Source organism: Clostridium sp. YIM B02569 (assembly GCF_022320765.1).
GTDB lineage: Bacteria > Bacillota > Clostridia > Clostridiales > Clostridiaceae > Clostridium > Clostridium beijerinckii.
On sequence record NZ_JAKJJX010000029.1, the window covers coordinates 24471 to 43990 of the forward strand.

The following is a 19520-nucleotide window of genomic DNA, read 5'->3' on the forward strand; positions in this document are numbered from 1 at the left end:
AAATGTTGCAAGAAAGATGGGATTAATTATGTCTGATGACGTTAAAGAAAAAATACTAAAGGCTACAATGAAAGTGGTTTCAAAAGAGAAAATTAGTGGTACTCGTATGCATATGATTGCAAATGAAGCGCATATGAGTCAAGCAAATTTACATTATCATTTCTCATCTAAAAATGATATATTGATTTCTCTTTTAGATAAGATACAAGAAGAATTTTCTAATGATCGAAAGAATTATATTAATATAGAAAATAAAAGTGTAGTTGAAAATATCAGAGGTTTTTTTGATCAAAAAAAGAATGATATTCTCAACAAAAAGGAATTTGATTATACCCAGATTGATTATTGGGTGCAAGGAACAGTAAATGAAGAAATAAAACTAAAATTTAAAAATACATTTGAAATTTGGCGTGACAATATTCGTGAAGTTTTATATAAAGGTGATCAAACCGAAGATAAAGATACGAAGCATTTGGAAATGTTACCGTACTTAGCAGTGTCTTTAATGCTAGGTGCTTCACTGCAATACTTAATTGATGAGGGGAAATTTGATCTAGATCAATATTTTGATCTAGCAGAGGAAGTGATATTTGGGCAAATTCAAAAAAATAACAAGCTAATTTGCCTTAGCATAAAGTAATTAAATTTTTAGTAAGATAAGAATTAATTTAATAGGAGGAATTATAATGGAAAAAATATTATGGAAAGAAAATACCTTGCCTAAAACTGATAAAGAAGAAAGTGTAAAATTTCTTAATAAAGAAGAAGTATCAAAGGCAAAGAAATTTCATGAAAGCTTTTTAGAATATGATGAAACACCATTAATAGATTTAAAAGAGTTAGCTGAAAAGATTGGATTGGGAGGAATATATTTAAAGGATGAATCTTATAGATTCGGATTAAATGCATTTAAAGTGTTAGGCGGCTCATTTGCCATGGGGAGATATTTAGCAGAAAAGTTAGGTGAGGATATAGACGATTTACCATATGAAAAAATGACTTGTAAGGAAGTTAAAGATAAGCTTGGAGATATAACTTTTGTAACAGCAACAGATGGTAATCATGGAAGAGGAGTTGCATGGACAGCTAATAGGTTGAAACAAAAATCAGTAGTTTTCATGCCAAAGGGTTCCTCAATTAAAAGATTGAATAACATAAATGCAGAAGGCGCAGAAGCTAGTATCACAGAACTAAACTATGATGATGCCGTAAGACTTGCAAATAAATATGCAGAAGAACATAATGGCGTAATTATTCAAGATACTGCATGGAAAGGCTATGAGAAAATACCTGCATGGATAATGCAAGGGTATGGAACAATGGCTTTAGAAGCAAATGAACAATTAAAAGCACTTAATGTTTTAAAGCCTACTCACATTTTTGTACAAGCTGGTGTCGGATCACTCGCAGGAGCTGTTCAAGGTTTCTTTGCTTCGCAATATGGAGACGACTGCCCAAAAACTGTAGTAGTAGAATCAAATCTTGCTGATTGTTACTATAAATCAGCAATAGCAAATGATGGGGAAGCAAGATCAGTTGGTGGAGATATGCAAACAATTATGGCTGGACTTGCTTGTGGAGAAGTTAACACAATTGGTTTTACCATATTAAAAAATTATTCAAAGGCATTTATTTCATGCCCTGATTGGGTAGCTGCTAAAGGAATGAGGATTCTTGGAAATCCATTAAAGGGAGATACATGTATAATCTCAGGTGAATCAGGAGCAGTAACGACTGGTGCTTTATATGAAATTATGACTAATGATGAATATAAAGATTTAAAAGAAGCTTTAGAGTTAGATGAAAATTCTAAAGTGCTTTTATTTAGTACAGAAGGAGATACAGATCCAGAGAAATATAGAGAAATAGTTTGGGATGGTAGATATTAATAATTAGATCACAATGAATGTTTTATCAAGTGAAACTTGATTCAAGTGGGGTTTGATCCCAATCTGAATCTTAGTTGAACTTATCTAGGGTCGTGCCGCTGTTATCGCCCACTTATAGAAAAGCAGATATTCCAAATTTGCAATTTGGCATAGTCGCTTTCACAAAGTGCGTGGGAGTGTTACAGCGGCTAGACATCAGATAAATAATCAAGTAGCTGTTCAAAATTTAAAAAGGCGAAAGCTGGTATAAAAAGGTATGGAGGAGTTTTTATGAAAATTGTAGGTAATGGAAGACTAATAACTCAAAACAAGGAAAATCCATTTTTTGAAGATGGTGCATTAGTTATAAATGATGGTAAGATAATTGATTATGGAAACACTGGTGATATCTTAGGTAAATATAATGAGGCAGAATATATAGATGCAAAAGGAAAAGTTATTATGCCAGGTCTTATAAATACTCACGGACATATATATAGCGCCTTTGCAAGAGGTATGAATTTAGATGGTCCAACATCTAAAAACTTCTTAGATATATTAAATAATTTATGGTGGAGATTAGATAAAACTTTATCTCTAGAAGATATAAAGTATAGTGCTTACACAACATTAATGGATAGTTTAAAGTTTGGAGTAACAACATTTTTTGATCATCATGCAAGTCCAAATGCTGTTAAAGACAGCCTTTTTACAATTGGAAATGTAGCAGAAGAACTTGGGATAAGAACTTCGCTTTGTTACGAAGTATCTGATAGAGATGGAGAAGAAGTTTTAGAAAAGGGAATTAAAGAAAATGTAGATTATATAAATTATTGCAATGAAAAGCATGATAATATGAAGTCTGCAATGTTTGGAATGCACGCAAGCTTTACACTATCTGATGAATCTTTAAAAAAATGTGTAAAGGAAGCTGAAAAATTAAATTGCGGATATCATATTCATGTAGCTGAAGGATTAGCAGATGAAGAGCAATGTGTAGAAAAGCATGGCAAGAGAATAGTAGAAAGACTAAATGATTTTAATATATTAGGAGAAAAAACAATTGCAGTACATTGTGTACATGCAAATGAAAATGAGCAAGAATTACTTTTAAATACAAATACGTCTGTAGTGCATAATCCAGAATCAAATATGGGCAATGCAGTAGGTGTATCACCAGCACTTGAACTTATAAAGAAAGGTGTAACTGTGGGACTTGGAACAGATGGTTATACTCAAGATATGTTTGAATCCATGAAGGTTGCAAATATAATTCATAAGCATAATTTAAAAGATCCATCAGTAGCTTGGGGTGAAGTACCTTTAATGCTATTTGAAAATAATAGGAGTATTGCAGAAAGGCATTTTGCAGGAAAATTTGGGATTATTGAAATAGGAGCTAATGGAGATGTGATAATAGTAGATTACAATCCATTAACGCCAATGAATGAAAGTAATTACAATTCACATATCTTATTTGGAATGATGGGAAAATCTGTGGATGCAACTATAGTAAATGGAAATGTTTTAGTTAGAGATGGTAAGCTTCTTAATGTTAATGAAGATGAAATATTAAATGAAGCTAGAAAAGTAAGTCAAAAGCTATGGGATAGAATTTAATCAAAAAATATTTTGGAAATGAACATCTTTGTTAAAAGTAAGTGTAATAAAAAATAAAATATAACAAGATTAGGAGAATTAAAAATGAAAAAAATAATTAATACTCAAAAGGCACCAGCAGCAATAGGACCATACTCTCAAGGAGTGGTAGTTCAAGGATTAGTATATACTTCAGGTCAACTACCATTAAATCCGGAAACAAAAGTTTTAGAAACTGAAATAAAAACAGCGACTAAACAAAGTTTAGAAAATTGTAAAGCCATATTAGAAGAAGCAGGAACAAGTATGGAGAAAGTATTTAAAACAACTGTATTTGTAAAAGATTTAAATGATTTTGCAGCAGTAAATGAAGTTTATGGAACGTATTTTAAAGAAAATCCACCAGCAAGAAGTTGCGTTCAAATTGCTAAATTACCAATGGACGCAGTTATTGAAATAGAAGTCATTGCAACAATGGAATAATATTACGATAGATTTATAAAAAGTGATAAGAGAATGGTGAGAATATTATTAAGAGAATATTTACGGTGGAAGGTGAAAAAATGTTTGAAGACATATACAAGCAAATATTAATTGAAGTTAACAACTGTAATCAGTGCGTAATGTTAACTTATCTTGATTTGCATAGTGCGAGACAAGGTTCCATTGTCAGAAAAGTTATTTTAACAAAGGAAGATATAGAAAAAAAGTCTCTTTCACTTAATGACTATATTTACGAAAAAATATGTAGTTGTTTAGAAAGTGGGAAACTTGAATATTTTAATATAGAAGAAAATGAGACTATTTTAATTGAACCATTCATCCCCAAACCACGTTTAATTGTTTTTGGTGGTGGTCATATAGCAAAACCTTTATCAGAATTTGCATCAAGAGCAGGTTTCTCTATTACTGTTATAGATGATAGACCTTCCTTTGCTAATAGAGTGCGATTTACTGAAGCAGAAAAAGTTATTTGTGAAAGTTTCGAGAGATCCTTTGATTTAATTAATTTAAAGAAGTCCGATTATGTAGTTATTATAACAAGAGGGCATAGATATGATGGAGTTGTTTTGCGTAAAGTCTTAAATCATGACCTTAGTTATGTTGGAATGATAGGCTCAAGGCGCAGAGTAAATGCTATGAGAAGCGAGCTATTAGAGGAGGGCTTTTCTAAAGAAAAGCTTGAATTGGTTAATGCTCCAATAGGTATAGATATATATGCTATCACTCCAGATGAAATAGCTATTTCTATAGTAGCACAGCTTATAAGCTTTAAAAATAAGGGTTCTATGAGTAAGTTTGGTAAAAATTTCGCTATTCCAGAGTTTGATGCAGAAATATTAGAAAATATATCTAAAAAATCGTCAGAACCTAAAGCACTTATAACTATACTGTCTTCTAAAGGATCAGTTCCGAGAAAAGCAGGAGCTAAAATGTTGACTTATCCTGATGGCAGAACTATCGGAAGTATAGGCGGAGGATGCAGTGAATCTGGTGTATTGCAAAAGGCAAGAGAAATTATGCGAGAGAAAGGTTTTTATATAGAGCAAGTTGACATGACCGGTGATGTGGCTGAATCTGAAGGTATGGCATGTGGTGGAACTATGGAAGTGCTAATTGAAATAATTTAGGGAAAGTTAATTTTTTAACATTAATTAATACTAAATTTTATTGAGGAGGTTTATTATGTCGCAAAATAATATTAAAAAAGATGACAAAGTAAATGAAATGCTACCAGTAAGTCAGCTTGCTATTTTAGGATTACAACATGTACTAGCAATGTATGCAGGTGCAGTTGCAGTACCATTAATAATTGGTGGTGCTGTAGGTCTAACACCCGAGCAATTAGCATTTTTGGTGGCTGCAGATTTATTTACTTGTGGTATTGCAACTTTAATACAGGCAATTGGGATAGGTCCGTATGTTGGTATTAAGCTGCCAGCAATTTTAGGTTGTACATTTGCTGCAGTTGGTCCACTAATTATTATTGGTAAAAGTTTAGGAATGCAAACAGCGTATGGTTCTATAATAGTAGCTGCAATTATTGTTGTATTAGTGGCTCCATTGTATGGAAAGATATTAAAGTTTTTCCCTACTGTTGTAACAGGAACAGTAGTTACAATGATAGGTCTTTCTTTAGTAAATGTAGGGGTCACTAGTATTGGTGGCGGTTCAGGAGCTAAAGATTTTGGAAGTGTAGACAACCTTATACTAGGATCATTTGTAATGATCATTGTTTTAATATCTAATAAATTTCTAAGGGGATTTTTTCAAGCAATTTCTGTTTTAAATGGTATTATTTTAGGAACAATAGTTGCTGCATTTATGGGAAAAGTAGATTTTTCAGTAGTAACAAATGCAAAATGGATAAGTATTGTTCATCCTTTTAATTTTGGATTACCTCAATTTGATATTGGTTCAATAATTATGATGACATTCGTTATGTTAACAGTAATGATTGAATCAACAGGTACATTTCTTGGAATTGGCAAGGTTTGTGAAAAGGTTATCACTGAAAAGGATATTGTACGTGGACTTAGAGCAGAAGCAATTTCAACATTTTTAGGAGGTATCTTTAATTCATTCCCATATACAACATTCAATCAGAACCTAGGACTTTTAGCTTTAAGTAAAGTAAAAAGCCGTTTTGTTGTTATAGCATCTGGTATTATTCTTATTTCACTAGGATTAATTCCTAAATTTGCAGCATTAGCTACTATTATTCCTCAGCCTGTTATAGGCGGAGCTACAACAATAATGTTTGCAATGGTTGCAGTCGCAGGTTTCCAAATGCTTCAAAGTGTAGATTTTAATAATAATGCAAATATGATGATTGTTGCTTGCTCTATTGGTATAGGACTTGGAATTACTGCTGTACCTACGTTACTTGACCAAACACCAACATTTTTCAAGTCTATTTTTAGTAGTGGTATAGTTTCGGCATCAGTAACTGCCGTAATTCTTAATGCATTTCTGAATCATGGTAATAGGAATATTGAAAGCAATATAAAGCAAAATTCGGTTTCAGAATGAATTTTACAGATATCTAGCATGCAACTTAGAGTTATTTGATAACTTACCAAAATCAAATACATTTCTGTTTCTTAGGACTATGAAAATTTAAATGGAAGCTTACACCAACATTAGCTTGCTCCCAATTTCATTGTGAAAAGCTAATGTAGACAAGCTTCCATTAAGTACTTTTTAGCAGCTTATTTTCAAATGCCTGCTCCACAAAAATGTAGTTGATTTCTAGTAAAGATATGAACTTAAAGTTTTAGCAAGTTTGTAAATATGTTCATCTAATAAGTCTAATTCTTAAGTTGTTTATCTATAAATTAAAATGTTAGAAGCTATACTTAGCAAGTTCTTTTGAGAAATAATTTGCTAGAAATTATTTACAGATTTATACTATTTATAGTAAATACTGTTAAAGGATATGAGATGGGAGGTTATTTATGTTTAAATTAAATATAAATGGTAAAGATGAAGTATCTGAAATTGATAAATCTTTAATTTCTTTTTTAAGAGATGATTTGAGAATTACTTCTGTAAAAGATGGTTGCAGCGAAGGGGCATGTGGAGCATGTACTGTTTTGGTAGATGGGAAAAAAGTAAAGGCTTGCCTCCAAAAGATATCAAAATTCGAAGGAAAAAAGATTTTAACTGTTGAAGGATTAAGCTCTAGAGAAAAGGAAGTTTATGAACATTGTTTTGCAGAAGCAGGCGCAGTTCAATGTGGTTTTTGTATTCCTGGAATGGTAATCTCCGCAAAATCATTATTAGATATTAATCTTAAACCAACAAGAATAGATGTGAAAAAAGCAATTAATGGAAACCTTTGTAGATGTACAGGCTATAAGAAAATTGAAGAAGCTATTCTAATGGCGGCAGAATATTTTAGGGACAATCTTAAAATTCCAACTGCTCCTACTGAATTAAAAATGGCACAGAAATTTAAACGTGTTGATGCAGCTGAAAAAATAAATGGGACAGGTATTTTCGTAGATGATATCGAAATACCTGGAATGTTATATGTAAAAGCAGTACGTACAAAATATCCAAGAGCTATTATAAATAAAATTGATATAAAGAAAGCAGAAGCGCATCCAGACTGCGCAAAAGTATTACTTGCAAAAGATGTTCCAAACAATAAAATTGGGCATATAAAGCAGGACTGGGATGTAATGATTGCTGAAGGAGATACAACTAGATATGTAGGAGATGCATTGGCATTAGTAGCAACTTACCATAAAAACAAACTTGATGAAGTATGTCAATTAGTTGAAATTGACTATACTGAATTGGAACCCATTACTTGTCCGACAGATGCTTTAAAGGCAGATGCACCTCTAATCCATTCTGATGGAAATATTATGAGCCGTGATATTCTAAAACGGGGTAATGCTAATGAAGCAATTAAAAATTCTAAATATGTTGTAACAAGAAAATATAAGACACCATTTCAGGAACATGGATTTATGGAGCCAGAATGTGCAATCGCAATGCCTGAAGGAGAAGATGGCATATTGTTGTATTCAGGTTCTCAATCTGTTTATGATGAGCAACGTGAGATTTCAAATATGCTTAAAATTCCAATAGAAAAGGTACATTGTCATGCACAACTTGTTGGAGGCGGATTTGGTGGTAAAGAAGATATGAGCGTTCAGCATCATGCGGCATTAATGGCATGGTATACGAAAAAACCATGTAAAGTAAAATTCTCGAGACAGGAAAGTCTGGATTATCATACTAAACGTCATCCAATGGAAATGGAGTTTACAACAGCTTGCGATGAAAATGGTTATTTGACAGCTATGAAAGGTGTTATTATTGCCGATACAGGTGCGTATGCATCTCTTGGTGGGCCTGTATTACAAAGAGCATGTACTCACGCACCTGGACCATATAATTATCAGAATATTGATATCTTGGGAATGTCAGTTTACACAAACAATGTTGTATCGGGCGCATTTAGAGGCTTTGGTGTAATACAAAGCTGCTTTGCTACTGAAAATAACATTAATTTACTTGCTGAAATGGTTGGAATTTCACCATGGGAAATTCGTTATCGTAATGCAATTCGTCCTGGGGAGGTTCTGCCAAATGGTCAGATAGCAGATGAAAGTGTTGCTATGGCAGAGTGTTTGGAAGCTGTTAAGGATGTATATGAATCAAATCCATATACAGGTATTGCTATTGGATTCAAAAATAGCGGAACTGGTGTAGGTAATAAAGACATTGGGCGCTGTATTTTATCAATTGAAGATGGAAAAGTTCATATTCGAACTTCTGCAGCATGTATGGGGCAAGGGATTGCAACAATGTGCACTACTGTATTATGTGAGACAACTGGGTTAGATCCGGTTCTTATTATACACGAAAGACCAGATACTATTCGTACACCTAACTCAGGAACTAGTACAGCTTCTAGACAAACTGTAGTAACTGGAGAAGCTGTAAGACGAGCATCTGAAAAATTGAAAGCAGAATTAGATAAAGGCTTAGGGATTGATGATTTACAAGGCAGAGAATTTTATGGAGAGTATTCTGCAAAGACAGACCCAATGGGATCTATAAAAGAAAATCCAATTAGTCATGTAAGCTATAGTTATGGAGCTCAAGTTGTTATTTTAAATGAAGAAGGAAAAGTTGAAAAAGTAGTTGCAGCATATGATGTTGGAACACCTGTTAATATTCAGTCTGTTGAAGGGCAGATTGAAGGGGGTATGGTTATGGGATTAGGTTATGCTTTGACAGAAGAATTTAAAATTGAAGGAAGTTATCCTAAAACAAAACTAGGCACACTAGGACTTATGAGAGCGACTGAGGCTCCTGAGCTTGAAGTTATTCTTGTACAGAGCAAAAATAAAATTCCAGAGACTTATGGTGCCAAAGGTTGCGGAGAATTATGCTTGATTCCAACAGCTCCAGCTTGTTCTCTTGCTTATTACAGATTAGACGGAAAATTCCGTGCTCAGTTGCCACTAAAAGATACATTTTATAAAAAACAAAAGAATAAATAATATATAAGAGGAAGCATTTATTCTTTTGCTGTTAAGAAAGGAAGATTCTTAGATGAAAACTAATGGCATTATAGTGGCTGCTGGTTTATCTAGCCGTATGAAGGCATTTAAACCACTCCTGAAATTGAAAGAAAAAACTATAATTGAATACAGTATTGATAGTATGCTTAATGCTGGAGTGAATCAGATTATTATAGTTTTGGGATTTAATGCTGAAGAAGTTGAGACTTTACTACGTAATAAATATGATTGCTCACAATTAACATTTATATACAATGAAAAATATGCTGAAACGGATATGCTTGCATCTGTTAAGCTTGGAGTATTAGCATTGGATAACTGTGATGCCTTTTATCTTCTTCCGGGAGATATGCCAGCAATTAAAACAAAAACTTTCCTTATGGTGAAAGATTCAATAAGCAGAACAGGTGCTATGGTGGCTTTTCCTACTATTAATGGACAACGAAAACATCCACCCTTGATTTCTTGGAAATGCATAGATTTTATCATTAATTTTCATGGAGATGGGGGTCTTAGAGAATTATGGAATCAGCTTGAAGACCAAATAGTAACAGTTCCTGTTGAGGATTTTGGGTGTACGATAGATGCAGATACAAAGGAAGATTATAATAGGCTAGTACATTATATGGATGAAAAGAATTGAGATTTTAATATATTAAAATTGGATTTTAAGTAAGGAAATAAATTGCAAATATTTTTGTAAGATAACATAAAGTTAAAGACTTTGAAATTTTGCAAAAAATAATTAGTAGATATATGGGAGGCGCTATGCATGGAAAAAATAAGTGAATCTGTAAAGAAAAAGGATCATGAATCTAAAATAAGGGGTAGTGCTCTTTTCGTGGATGATCGTGTGATGGATGGTATGCTTTATGGTAAACTACTGCATTCAGCAAAGGCAAAAGCACGAATCACCAATATTTCGATTCCTAAATTACCGGAAGGTTATTTCGTTGTTGATAAGAAAGATGTAACGGGTGTAAACCGTGTCCATATTGTTGAAGATGATACTCCGGTTTATGCTGAAGATACTGTAGAGTATGTTGGGGAACCGATTTTAATGGTTGTTGGACCTGAGTTAAAAGAGGTTGAAAGAATTTTAAATGAGATTATTGTAGCATACGAAGAAGAAGTTCCTATTTTAGATATGCGTAAGTCTGATACAGTTTTTTTCCATTACAACTATGCAAAAGGGGATATAGATAAGACGTTAAAAGAAGCTGATCGTGTTTTCATAGAAACATTTCAGACTGGATATCAAGAACAAGCTTACCTTGAAACTCAGGGGATGATTGCTTATCCCCATGATGGAAGAATGACTGTACGAGGTTCTATGCAATGTCCATATTATGTCTATGGAGCAGTTTCAAAAGCATTGGGTTATGAATCAAAGGATATACAAATAATTCAAGATGTTACTGGTGGAGGATTTGGAGGAAAAGAAGCATTTCCTTCAATACTTGCCTGCCAGGTTGCAGTTGCTGCTAAAAAGTCCAATAGACCTGTTAAGGTTATATTTGATAGAAGAGAAGACATGGAGTTTACTTCAAAACGTCATCCATCTATATCTACTTATAAGGTAGCTATTAAGAACGGTAAGATTACTGGCATGGACATTGATGTTTTATTTAATAGTGGTGCATACACTACACTTTCTCCAGTGGTTTTACAGCGTGGCTTAATTTGTGCAAACGGCGTATACCGTGTAGATAATCTCCGCGTTGTGGGACGTGCTGTTAAGACCAATACTGTACCTTGTGGCGCATATCGTGGATTTGGTGCACCACAGACGTTCTTTGCAGTAGAAATGATTATGGATCATATTGCAAAAGAAATGGGTGTTGATTCCCTTAAGCTTAAGGAAGAATATATTGTTAAACAAGGTGATTCTACGTCTACTAGTGGCAAATATCATTTCCATGTACCTCTACCTGAAATGATTGAACAGATTGATAAACTTTGCAATTACCGTGCAAAACGAGACCAGTATAAGATTCAGAATGGCAGATATCGTAAAGGTATTGGAATGTCTTTATTTTTCCATGGATGCGGTTTTACTGGCAGTGGAGAACGTGATTTCATTAAGGCGGTTGCCAAAATAAGGAAAAATTCAGATGATACTGTAGATATTCTTGCAAGTAATTCAGATATAGGTCAAGGTCTTAAAACAACTTTCTCTAAAATTGTTGCGGATACTCTTGGTATTTCCTATGAACAAGTATTTATCAATAATCCAGACACAGATCTTGTTCCTGATTCAGGCCCAACTGTTGCAAGTCGTTCGCTTATGACAGTTGGAGAATTATTAAGGCGTGCAGCAGAGAGGCTTAAGAAAGAATGGAAAGCAGGAGAAGTTCAAGTTATAGAAGAACATTTCGTTGAACCTGATTTTGTAATTCCATTCAGTCTTGATGAATTTAAGGGAGATGCGTATCCAACCTATTCTTGGGGGGGAAATGCTATTGAAGTGGAAGTAGATACACTTACTGCCACTACAAAGATACTGGGAGCATGGGGCAGCTTTGATGTTGGTGTTCCTATTGACATGAATATTATACAAGGACAGATGCAGGGCGGATTCCTTCAAGGGATTGGATATGCATCTATGGAACAAATGGATTACAACGATAAAGGTGTGATTCGAAATAATAGTTTTAGTGATTACATTATTCCTACAGCAGTAGATGTACCAAATCTAGTTACTGAAATAATCAATAATCCATATACACATGGTCCATATGGAGCAAAGGGTGCAGGTGAGTTACCTCTCGTAGGTGCAGCCCCAGCTTATGTTGAAGCTATGGAAAATGCCATTGGTGGAAACTTAAATAAGGTTCCATTCACAACAGAAGATACAATGATCGTTTTACAGGAGGTGCATAAATAATGATAAAATTTATTCTTAATGGCAAAGAGGTCGCATCAAATTCCAAAGCAAATGAGCGCTTACTAGATGTACTTAGAAATGAATTTCGTATTACTGGCGTAAAGTGCGGTTGTAAAGAAGGTGAATGTGGTGCTTGTTCTATAATTCTTGATGGCAGACTGGTTAATTCTTGCATGGTGGCTATTGGAAGCATTGAAGGCAGTACTGTTGTCACTATTGAAGGTTATAGAGAAACTGAACGTTTTGCAGTTATTGATAAGGCATATGCATCAGTCAGTGCGGTACAGTGTGGTTTTTGTATTCCAGGCATGATCCTTGCATCTGAATGTATCCTTAACAAGAATCCAAATCCTACGGAAGCAGAGATTCGCGAAGGTATTTCTGGAAATCTTTGTAGATGTACTGGGTATAATGCCATAGTTAAGGCTATTGGCATTGCAGCAAAGGAGGGGAAAGGATTATGGTAGATTGTTATAAACCAACATCTTTAAAAGAAGCATTGGACATCCTAGCAAAGGAAAGTGTTACGCCTTATGCTGGAGGTACTGATTTGATGATTAAACCAGAAGAAAATGCCACATATTTATTCCTTGATAAAGTAGCAGAAATGAAAAATATTGTAGAAGATAAAGAATATATTCGTATTGGTGCAGCATGTACTTATACTGATATTATTGAAAATAAACTTATTCCAGCAGTACTGAAAGAAGCAGTTTCACAGATTGCAGCACCAGCAATTCGAAATATTGGTACTGTTGGTGGAAATATATGCAATGGTTCTCCAAAGGCTGATAGTGCACTGATCCTTTTTGCAACTGACTCTAAACTACGTCTTGCAAGTAACAGAGGCGAACGAGTAATTCCTATTTCTGACTTTTACCTTGGAAGAAAGAATACTGCGATTGAGAAAGATGAACTCCTCGTTGAGATTCTAATGAATAAAAATAATTTAAATAATTACTATTACAAGAAGGTTGGTGAAAGAAATGCTTTAGCAATTTCAAGGGTTTCTTTCGTTGGCATCATTAATATAGTTGATGATAAGGTTTTTAATTGTAGGACAGCATTTGGTGCAGTAAGTGATGTTGTTATAAGTCGTCCAGATATTGATGCAATGCTTATTGGAAAGACTGTTGAAGAAGCTAAGGCTCTCAAGGATAAGTATCTAGCAGCATACGAAAAGGAAATTGTTCCAATAAGGGGTAGAGTATCAGCAAAATACAGAAAAACTGTGTGTATGAATTTACTACGTGATTTTCTTGAAAGTAATGGAATTTAACTCATATAAAATTCGGGCATCAAATGAAATTTTATTTAGTCATGATTTGATTCCCGTCTGAATCTTAGTGGCTAAATATAAGGTAAAGTTAAATAGAATATAAGCATTTAATCTCAACAGGATTGAATGCTTTTTAAGCATATGAAAGAAAATAACAAGTCCAAAATGCCATGATTATTTTTCATCAAGCAAGGAAGTAGATTGGTCTCATAGCGGGCTTATTAGAGCAATCTGCTGACGCAGGATGATGGAAAATAGGCGTAGCAGATGGACTCGTTATTTTTTGAATATGCCTCATTATTAAAATTGTTGATAAATAAGGATATATTCTAAACAGATATAATAATAATCTATAATATGTATTTTTAGGGTTTAATTATTTTATAAAAACGTGTAGAATAATATTGTATGAAAAGTAAAATATAACCAATTAGTTTGAGAGATAAAATTGGAATCTAATAACCAAAATATAAGATATTAATCAATTTGTTAAAGTTTGAATGATATGTACAAGCCTATTTGAGTTTTATGGAAGAATAAGATAATACTACTTAAGTAGAGCAAGAGGTATAGATATGAAGAGTAAAGAGAAGAGAACAACAGGCGGTATAATTGTTGCCGCAGGAAAAACATCAGAAAGAAATGGATTAAATCCATTATTGAAAATTGGTTCCATTACTGTCGTAAAAAGAATTGTTTTAACGTTTCAAAAAGCTGGAATTTCACCAATTGTAGTGATTACTGGATATAAAGCTGAAGAAATAGAACATCATTTAGCTGATTACGGAGTTGTATTTTTGCGAAATGATCAATATGAAAACTCGCGAAAGTTTGATTCTGCAAAGATAGGACTAGATTTTTTACAGAATAAATGCGACCAGGTATTATTCACTCCAGTTAATATTCCTATGTTTACACCAGAGACGCTTCAAATGATGATAGAATATGATGAAAAATTACTTTCACCAGCATATCGTGGAAAATCTGGGCATCCCCTTTTGATATCATCTGAATTGATTCCTAAGATTCTAAAATATAATGGGAATATGGGATTACGAGGAGCCATTGAAAATATTGGAGTTAAAAGACAATGGATAGATGTAGAAGATGAAGGTATTCTATATGATACTGATTATATTGGCCGATTAGATCAACTTTTAATAAAACATAATAAACATATACTTCATCCCTTTGTTAAAATCAGCATTGAAAAAGAATCCTTGTTTTTTGATTCAAGAACAAAATTGCTTCTAATTCTGATTCAAGATACCCACTCTGTACGAAGTGCATGCAAACATATGGCATTATCTTATAGTAAAGCATGGAGTATGTTAAATCAGTTGGAACAAGAACTAGATTATGCAGTAGTTGAAAGAAAGCATGGTGGGAGCAATGGTGGGAAAACTTATCTTACAAAAGAAGGTACTGAATTTTTGGAAAAATATCAGCAATTTGAACAGAATGTACACCAGTATGCAAAGAATGAATTTGAAAGGTTATTTTAGAAGTTGCAATTAATCTGATGTCTAGCCGCTGTAACACTCCCACTTCAATAAGTGGGAGATAACAGCGGCACGACCCTAGATAAGTTCAACTAAGATTCAGAGGGGGATCAAACCCCACCTGAATCAAGTTTCACTTGATATTTAACAAAATTTTTGAAAAAAATTTTACTTATAATTCATTATACTTATACAAAATTACCAAATAATGATGGAGGAACAAAAATGAAAAAGATTAAAACTACAGAAGCTGTAGGTAATGTAATTTGTCATGATATTACACAAATTATCAAAGGAGAAAAAAAAGATGTTGCGTTTAAAAAAGGACACATTGTTACTGAGGAAGATATTCCAGTTTTATTATCAATAGGTAAAGATAATCTTTATGTATGGGAAAAAAAGGAGGGAATACTTCATGAAAATGAAGCAGCGGAAATTCTCTGTAAAATATGTAAAAGTGACTATATGAGTGCAACTAAGGTGAAGGAAGGCAAAATTGAATTAATTGCGGCAGAAGATGGTTTGTTTAAAATTGATATTGAAAAGCTTCGTAAAATAAATTCTCTTGGCGAAATGATGATTGCAACACGCCACAGTAATTTCCCAGTAAAAAAAGGTGATAAATTAGCAGGCACACGTATTATTCCTCTTGTAATTGAACAAAAGAAAATGGACGAGGCAGTTAAATTGGCCGGTGATAAACCATTAATGGAGATTCTTCCATTTATCCACAAAAAAGCAGGGATTGTAACTACAGGTAATGAGGTTTTCTATGGAAGAATTAAAGATACATTTGGGCCTGTTATTAGAGAAAAGCTTGCAGAATATAATGTTGAAGTTTTAGGGCAGAAGATTCTAAGTGATGATCCTAAATTAATTACAGAAGCTATAAAGGATTTTATTAAAGAAGGTGCAGAATTAATAATATGTACAGGTGGAATGAGTGTAGACCCTGATGATACAACACCGACTGCAATTCAAAATACAGGTGCAAAGATTGTTTCCTATGGGGCACCTGTGCTTCCAGGTGCAATGTTTTTACTAGCATATTACAATGATACACTTCCAGTTATTGGACTTCCAGGCTGCGTAATGTATGCCAAGCGTACTATTTTTGATTTGGTTCTTCCAAGAGTTATGGTAGATGACAAAATAACTTTAGAGGATATTGCAAACCTTGGGCATGGTGGATTGTGTCTTTCATGCGATATTTGTACATTCCCTAATTGTGGTTTTGGGAAATAAGACTAACAAAGCTTAATCAAGTGAAACTTGATTAAGGTGGGGATTGATCCCCATATGAATATTAGATAAATATTACAAGGTCAGCCTGAAAGTGTTCCTATGGCTCAATATCTTGGATAAGTATTTAAAAATTATCTGTGATAAACTTGGTTGATATGAGGTGAATAAAATGGTAGATAATAGTGGTAGAAATATTGAATACCTTAGAATTTCTGTTACAGATAGATGTAATCTTAGATGTGTATATTGTATGCCGGAATGTGGAATTGAAAACTTAGAACATGACGAAATACTTACTTTTAAGGAGATTATGCTAATAGTTAAAACTGTTTCACAGCTTGGTATTCACAAGATCAAAATTACAGGAGGAGAACCCTTAGTACGAAAGGGGATTGTAAATTTAGTTAGAAGAATCAAAGATATTGATGGCATTGAAGAGATAACAATGACCACAAATGGCGTACTTTTTGGTGACATGGCAGATAGTTTAGCTGAAGCTGGTCTTGATAGTGTAAATATCAGTCTTGATACATTAAATAGTACAAACTTTAATAAAATTACTCGCAGAGACTGCTTAGATAAAGTGAAGTTTGGATTGAAAAAAGCAGTGGAGCTTGGGTTGAAAACAAAAATAAATTGTGTCCCAATATCTCAGTTAAATGGTGATGACTTAATAGATATATTGAAAATTGCTAAAGAAAATCCAATCGATGTGCGTTTTATAGAACTTATGCCTATTGGTTTTGGAAAAAGTTATTCACCTGTTTGTAATGAACAAATATTTGAGCAGATAGAACAGAATTTTGGAACTCTTCAGAACTCAAAAATTAAACATGGTAATGGACCAGCTGTGTATTATAATTTATCAGATTTTAAAGGAAGTATTGGCTTTATAAGTGCAATTTCAAATGAATTTTGCCACGCTTGTAATCGTATTCGTTTGACTGCTGATGGAAATTTGAAATTATGTCTTCATTATAATAATGGAGTTGCATTAAAGCCTCTTCTACGTAGTGGAATAAGTAAAGAACAATTAAAAAGAGTTATTGAAAATGCAATATATAACAAACCAAGTCACCATGGTTTTAATAGCAGCGACACGGAAAATATAGAATTAAAAAACATGGTTCAAATAGGAGGATAAATACTGTTGGAAAAGTTATAGCAGTATGCATCAATAGAATGTAAAAACTTAGGAAGTATAAGATAGGAGAATAGGAAAAATGGAACTAACTCATATAAATGAAGAAGGAAGAGCAAGAATGGTTGATGTATCTGAAAAACTTGATACTGTGCGAGAAGCAGTAGCAATTGGAACAGTTTCCATGAAAAGAGAAACCATTGAAAGAATAAAAGAAGGTACTATTTCAAAAGGAGATGTATTATCAGTAGCGCAGGTAGGAGGTATAATGGGTGCTAAAAATACTCCACAAATAATACCAATGTGCCATCCTATAATGATATCGGGCTGTGATATAAGTTTTCGAATTGACGTTGAAAACAATAAAATTGAAATAACTGCAACTACTAAGACTGTAGGAAAGACAGGCATTGAGATGGAAGCCCTTACTGCTGTATCCACTGCAGCATTAACTATTTATGATATGTGTAAGGCTATTGATAGGGAAATGGTCATAAACAATATTATGCTTGTAAAAAAAAGTGGAGGGAAATCAGGCATATTTGAAAGGAAGGGATTATGATGAGTAAGGTTATTGCAGTGAATATAAGTGAGAAAAAAGGTGTTATAAAACATCCTATAGAAAAAGGTTTCTTTAGAGTTAATCATGGTCTAGATGGGGATGCTCATGCAGGAGAGTGGCATAGGCAGGTAAGTTTGCTTGGAACTGAAAGTATTGATAAAATGAAGGCATCAGGAGTCGAAGGACTTACTCCAGGAAAGTTTGCTGAAAACATCACTACTGAGGGAATAGTTTTATATGAACTTCCTATAGGAACAAAGCTTAAAATTGGCGATGTTACGCTAGAAGTTACTCAGATAGGAAAGGAATGTCATTTGGGCTGCGAAATTAGAAAATTGGTAGGAGATTGTGTAATGCCTAGAGAAGGAATATTTACCAAAGTACTAGAAGAGGGGTATATTAAAGCAGGAGATAATATTATAATAGTTTAAAATAAGAAAAATAACAATTCAAGTGATATTTTTGAATTGTTATTTTTTTTCACTATATTAAGCTATTCCATAACCATATTTTTCAAAGATCTTTTTGCAAGTATCAGTAAATAAGAAATCTTCAAATGCTTTTGCGGCATCAGTATTTTTACTAGCCTTAATTATTCCGATTGGATATGTAATCGGTGAATGCTTGTCCTCTGCTATTGTTTCTATAATTTTAGCATCTTTACTGCTTAATGCATCACTTTTATATACAAATCCAACTTCAGCATTTCCAGAAGTCGACCAGGCAAGTACTTCTTTTACATCTTTTGCAAATACAAGTTTTGATGAAATAGAATCTTTAATACCAAGCTTAGTGAAAACTTCATCAGCATATTGTCCAGCTGGTACACTTTTAGGTTCCCCAACAGCTATCTTTTTAACCTTATCACTTGTTAGATCAGAAAGACCGGTTATAGCAGTGTCTTTAGGTCCGACTAAAACTAAATCATTTTTAACTAAGTCTTTTTTAGTATTTTCAAGTAATAAAGATTTGCTGTCTAATGCTTTCATTTGGCTTTGACCAGCTGAAATGAAGATATCACAAGGAGCACCTTGTTCTATTTGTTGCTGTAGAGATCCAGAAGCACCATAGTTAACAGTTAAAGTAACATTTGGAGCAGTCTTTTTATATTCGTCTTGTATATCTGTCAGTGCTTCTTTTAAACTAGCAGCAGCGGAAATATTTAATTCTATTGAAGCTTTAGTAGCAGATTCCTTTTGTGGAGTAGTTGATGCCTTTTGAGCTCCACAACCAATAAGTGACGTTGTTAATAAAACAGTTACTAAACTAAATAATCCTATTTTCTTTTTCATAAATAAAACCTCACATTCATAAAAATATTTTTACTATAATCATGTTTCATTACGTTTGGATATGTTTCGTTACGTTTTGCTTGTTGATTATTATACTA

The 19520-nt window shown here is 33.4% G+C and carries 17 protein-coding genes; 16 read left to right on the top strand and 1 reads right to left on the bottom strand.

From position 1 onward, the window contains the following. Positions 1-28: 28 nt before the first annotated feature. From L3B96_RS22075 to L3B96_RS22150, 16 genes are all read left to right on the top strand, one after another. On the top strand, positions 29-640 hold the full coding sequence (locus tag L3B96_RS22075) for a TetR/AcrR family transcriptional regulator (protein ID WP_238948586.1): 612 nt from the start codon (positions 29-31) through the stop codon (positions 638-640). A gap of 46 nt (positions 641-686) precedes the next feature. Then, positions 687-1889, top strand: coding sequence for a diaminopropionate ammonia-lyase (gene dpaL, locus L3B96_RS22080; RefSeq protein WP_238948587.1), 1203 nt, complete (start codon positions 687-689; stop codon positions 1887-1889). A gap of 270 nt (positions 1890-2159) precedes the next feature. Then, a complete protein-coding gene (ssnA, locus tag L3B96_RS22085) occupies positions 2160-3488 on the top strand; it encodes a putative aminohydrolase SsnA (protein WP_238948588.1) in 1329 nt (442 codons plus the stop codon). Positions 3489-3572: 84 nt separating this feature from the next. Further along, positions 3573-3950, top strand: a complete 378-nt coding sequence (locus L3B96_RS22090; RefSeq protein WP_039773855.1) for a RidA family protein — start codon at positions 3573-3575, stop codon at positions 3948-3950. An 80-nt stretch (positions 3951-4030) separates the two neighbouring features. Further along, positions 4031-5098: an XdhC/CoxI family protein gene (locus L3B96_RS22095; RefSeq protein ID WP_238948589.1), complete on the top strand. Its 1068-nt coding sequence runs from the start codon at positions 4031-4033 to the stop codon at positions 5096-5098. Between the two features lie 55 nt (positions 5099-5153). Further along, complete coding sequence (locus L3B96_RS22100; protein ID WP_017212888.1) at positions 5154-6500, top strand: nucleobase:cation symporter-2 family protein; 1347 nt, start codon at positions 5154-5156, stop codon at positions 6498-6500. Between the two features lie 425 nt (positions 6501-6925). Continuing rightward, positions 6926-9493, top strand: coding sequence for a selenium-dependent xanthine dehydrogenase (gene xdh, locus L3B96_RS22105; protein WP_238948590.1), 2568 nt, complete (start codon positions 6926-6928; stop codon positions 9491-9493). A 52-nt stretch (positions 9494-9545) separates the two neighbouring features. Further along, positions 9546-10157, top strand: a complete 612-nt coding sequence (locus L3B96_RS22110) for a nucleotidyltransferase family protein (protein ID WP_238948591.1) — start codon at positions 9546-9548, stop codon at positions 10155-10157. Between the two features lie 129 nt (positions 10158-10286). Beyond that, positions 10287-12401, top strand: a complete 2115-nt coding sequence (locus L3B96_RS22115; RefSeq protein ID WP_238948592.1) for a xanthine dehydrogenase family protein molybdopterin-binding subunit — start codon at positions 10287-10289, stop codon at positions 12399-12401. After that, positions 12401-12868: a (2Fe-2S)-binding protein gene (locus tag L3B96_RS22120; protein WP_238948593.1), complete on the top strand. Its 468-nt coding sequence runs from the start codon at positions 12401-12403 to the stop codon at positions 12866-12868. The genes L3B96_RS22115 and L3B96_RS22120 overlap by 1 nt, the downstream gene beginning before the upstream one ends. Further along, positions 12862-13680 carry an FAD binding domain-containing protein gene (locus L3B96_RS22125; protein ID WP_238948594.1) on the top strand — a complete coding sequence of 273 codons (819 nt, stop codon included), beginning with the start codon at positions 12862-12864 and terminating at the stop codon, positions 13678-13680. The genes L3B96_RS22120 and L3B96_RS22125 overlap by 7 nt, the downstream gene beginning before the upstream one ends. 575 nt (positions 13681-14255) lie before the next feature. Continuing rightward, positions 14256-15185, top strand: coding sequence for an NTP transferase domain-containing protein (locus L3B96_RS22130; protein WP_238948595.1), 930 nt, complete (start codon positions 14256-14258; stop codon positions 15183-15185). 222 nt (positions 15186-15407) lie between these two features. Next, positions 15408-16427 carry a molybdopterin-binding protein gene (locus L3B96_RS22135; protein WP_238948596.1) on the top strand — a complete coding sequence of 340 codons (1020 nt, stop codon included), beginning with the start codon at positions 15408-15410 and terminating at the stop codon, positions 16425-16427. 169 nt (positions 16428-16596) lie between these two features. After that, complete coding sequence (gene moaA, locus L3B96_RS22140; RefSeq protein ID WP_238948597.1) at positions 16597-17571, top strand: GTP 3',8-cyclase MoaA; 975 nt, start codon at positions 16597-16599, stop codon at positions 17569-17571. A gap of 79 nt (positions 17572-17650) precedes the next feature. Beyond that, positions 17651-18130, top strand: a complete 480-nt coding sequence (gene moaC / locus L3B96_RS22145; RefSeq protein ID WP_023976180.1) for a cyclic pyranopterin monophosphate synthase MoaC — start codon at positions 17651-17653, stop codon at positions 18128-18130. Next, positions 18130-18561 (top strand): MOSC domain-containing protein, encoded by a 432-nt coding sequence (locus L3B96_RS22150; RefSeq protein ID WP_041896032.1) that lies wholly within the window; start codon positions 18130-18132, stop codon positions 18559-18561. Before moaC ends, L3B96_RS22150 begins: the two co-directional genes overlap by 1 nt. A 57-nt stretch (positions 18562-18618) precedes the next feature. On the opposite strand, the gene modA is transcribed toward L3B96_RS22150, so the two are convergent. Further along, on the bottom strand, positions 18619-19422 hold the full coding sequence (gene modA, locus L3B96_RS22155) for a molybdate ABC transporter substrate-binding protein (RefSeq protein WP_238948598.1): 804 nt from the start codon (positions 19420-19422) through the stop codon (positions 18619-18621). Between the last annotated feature and the right edge of the window lie 98 nt (positions 19423-19520).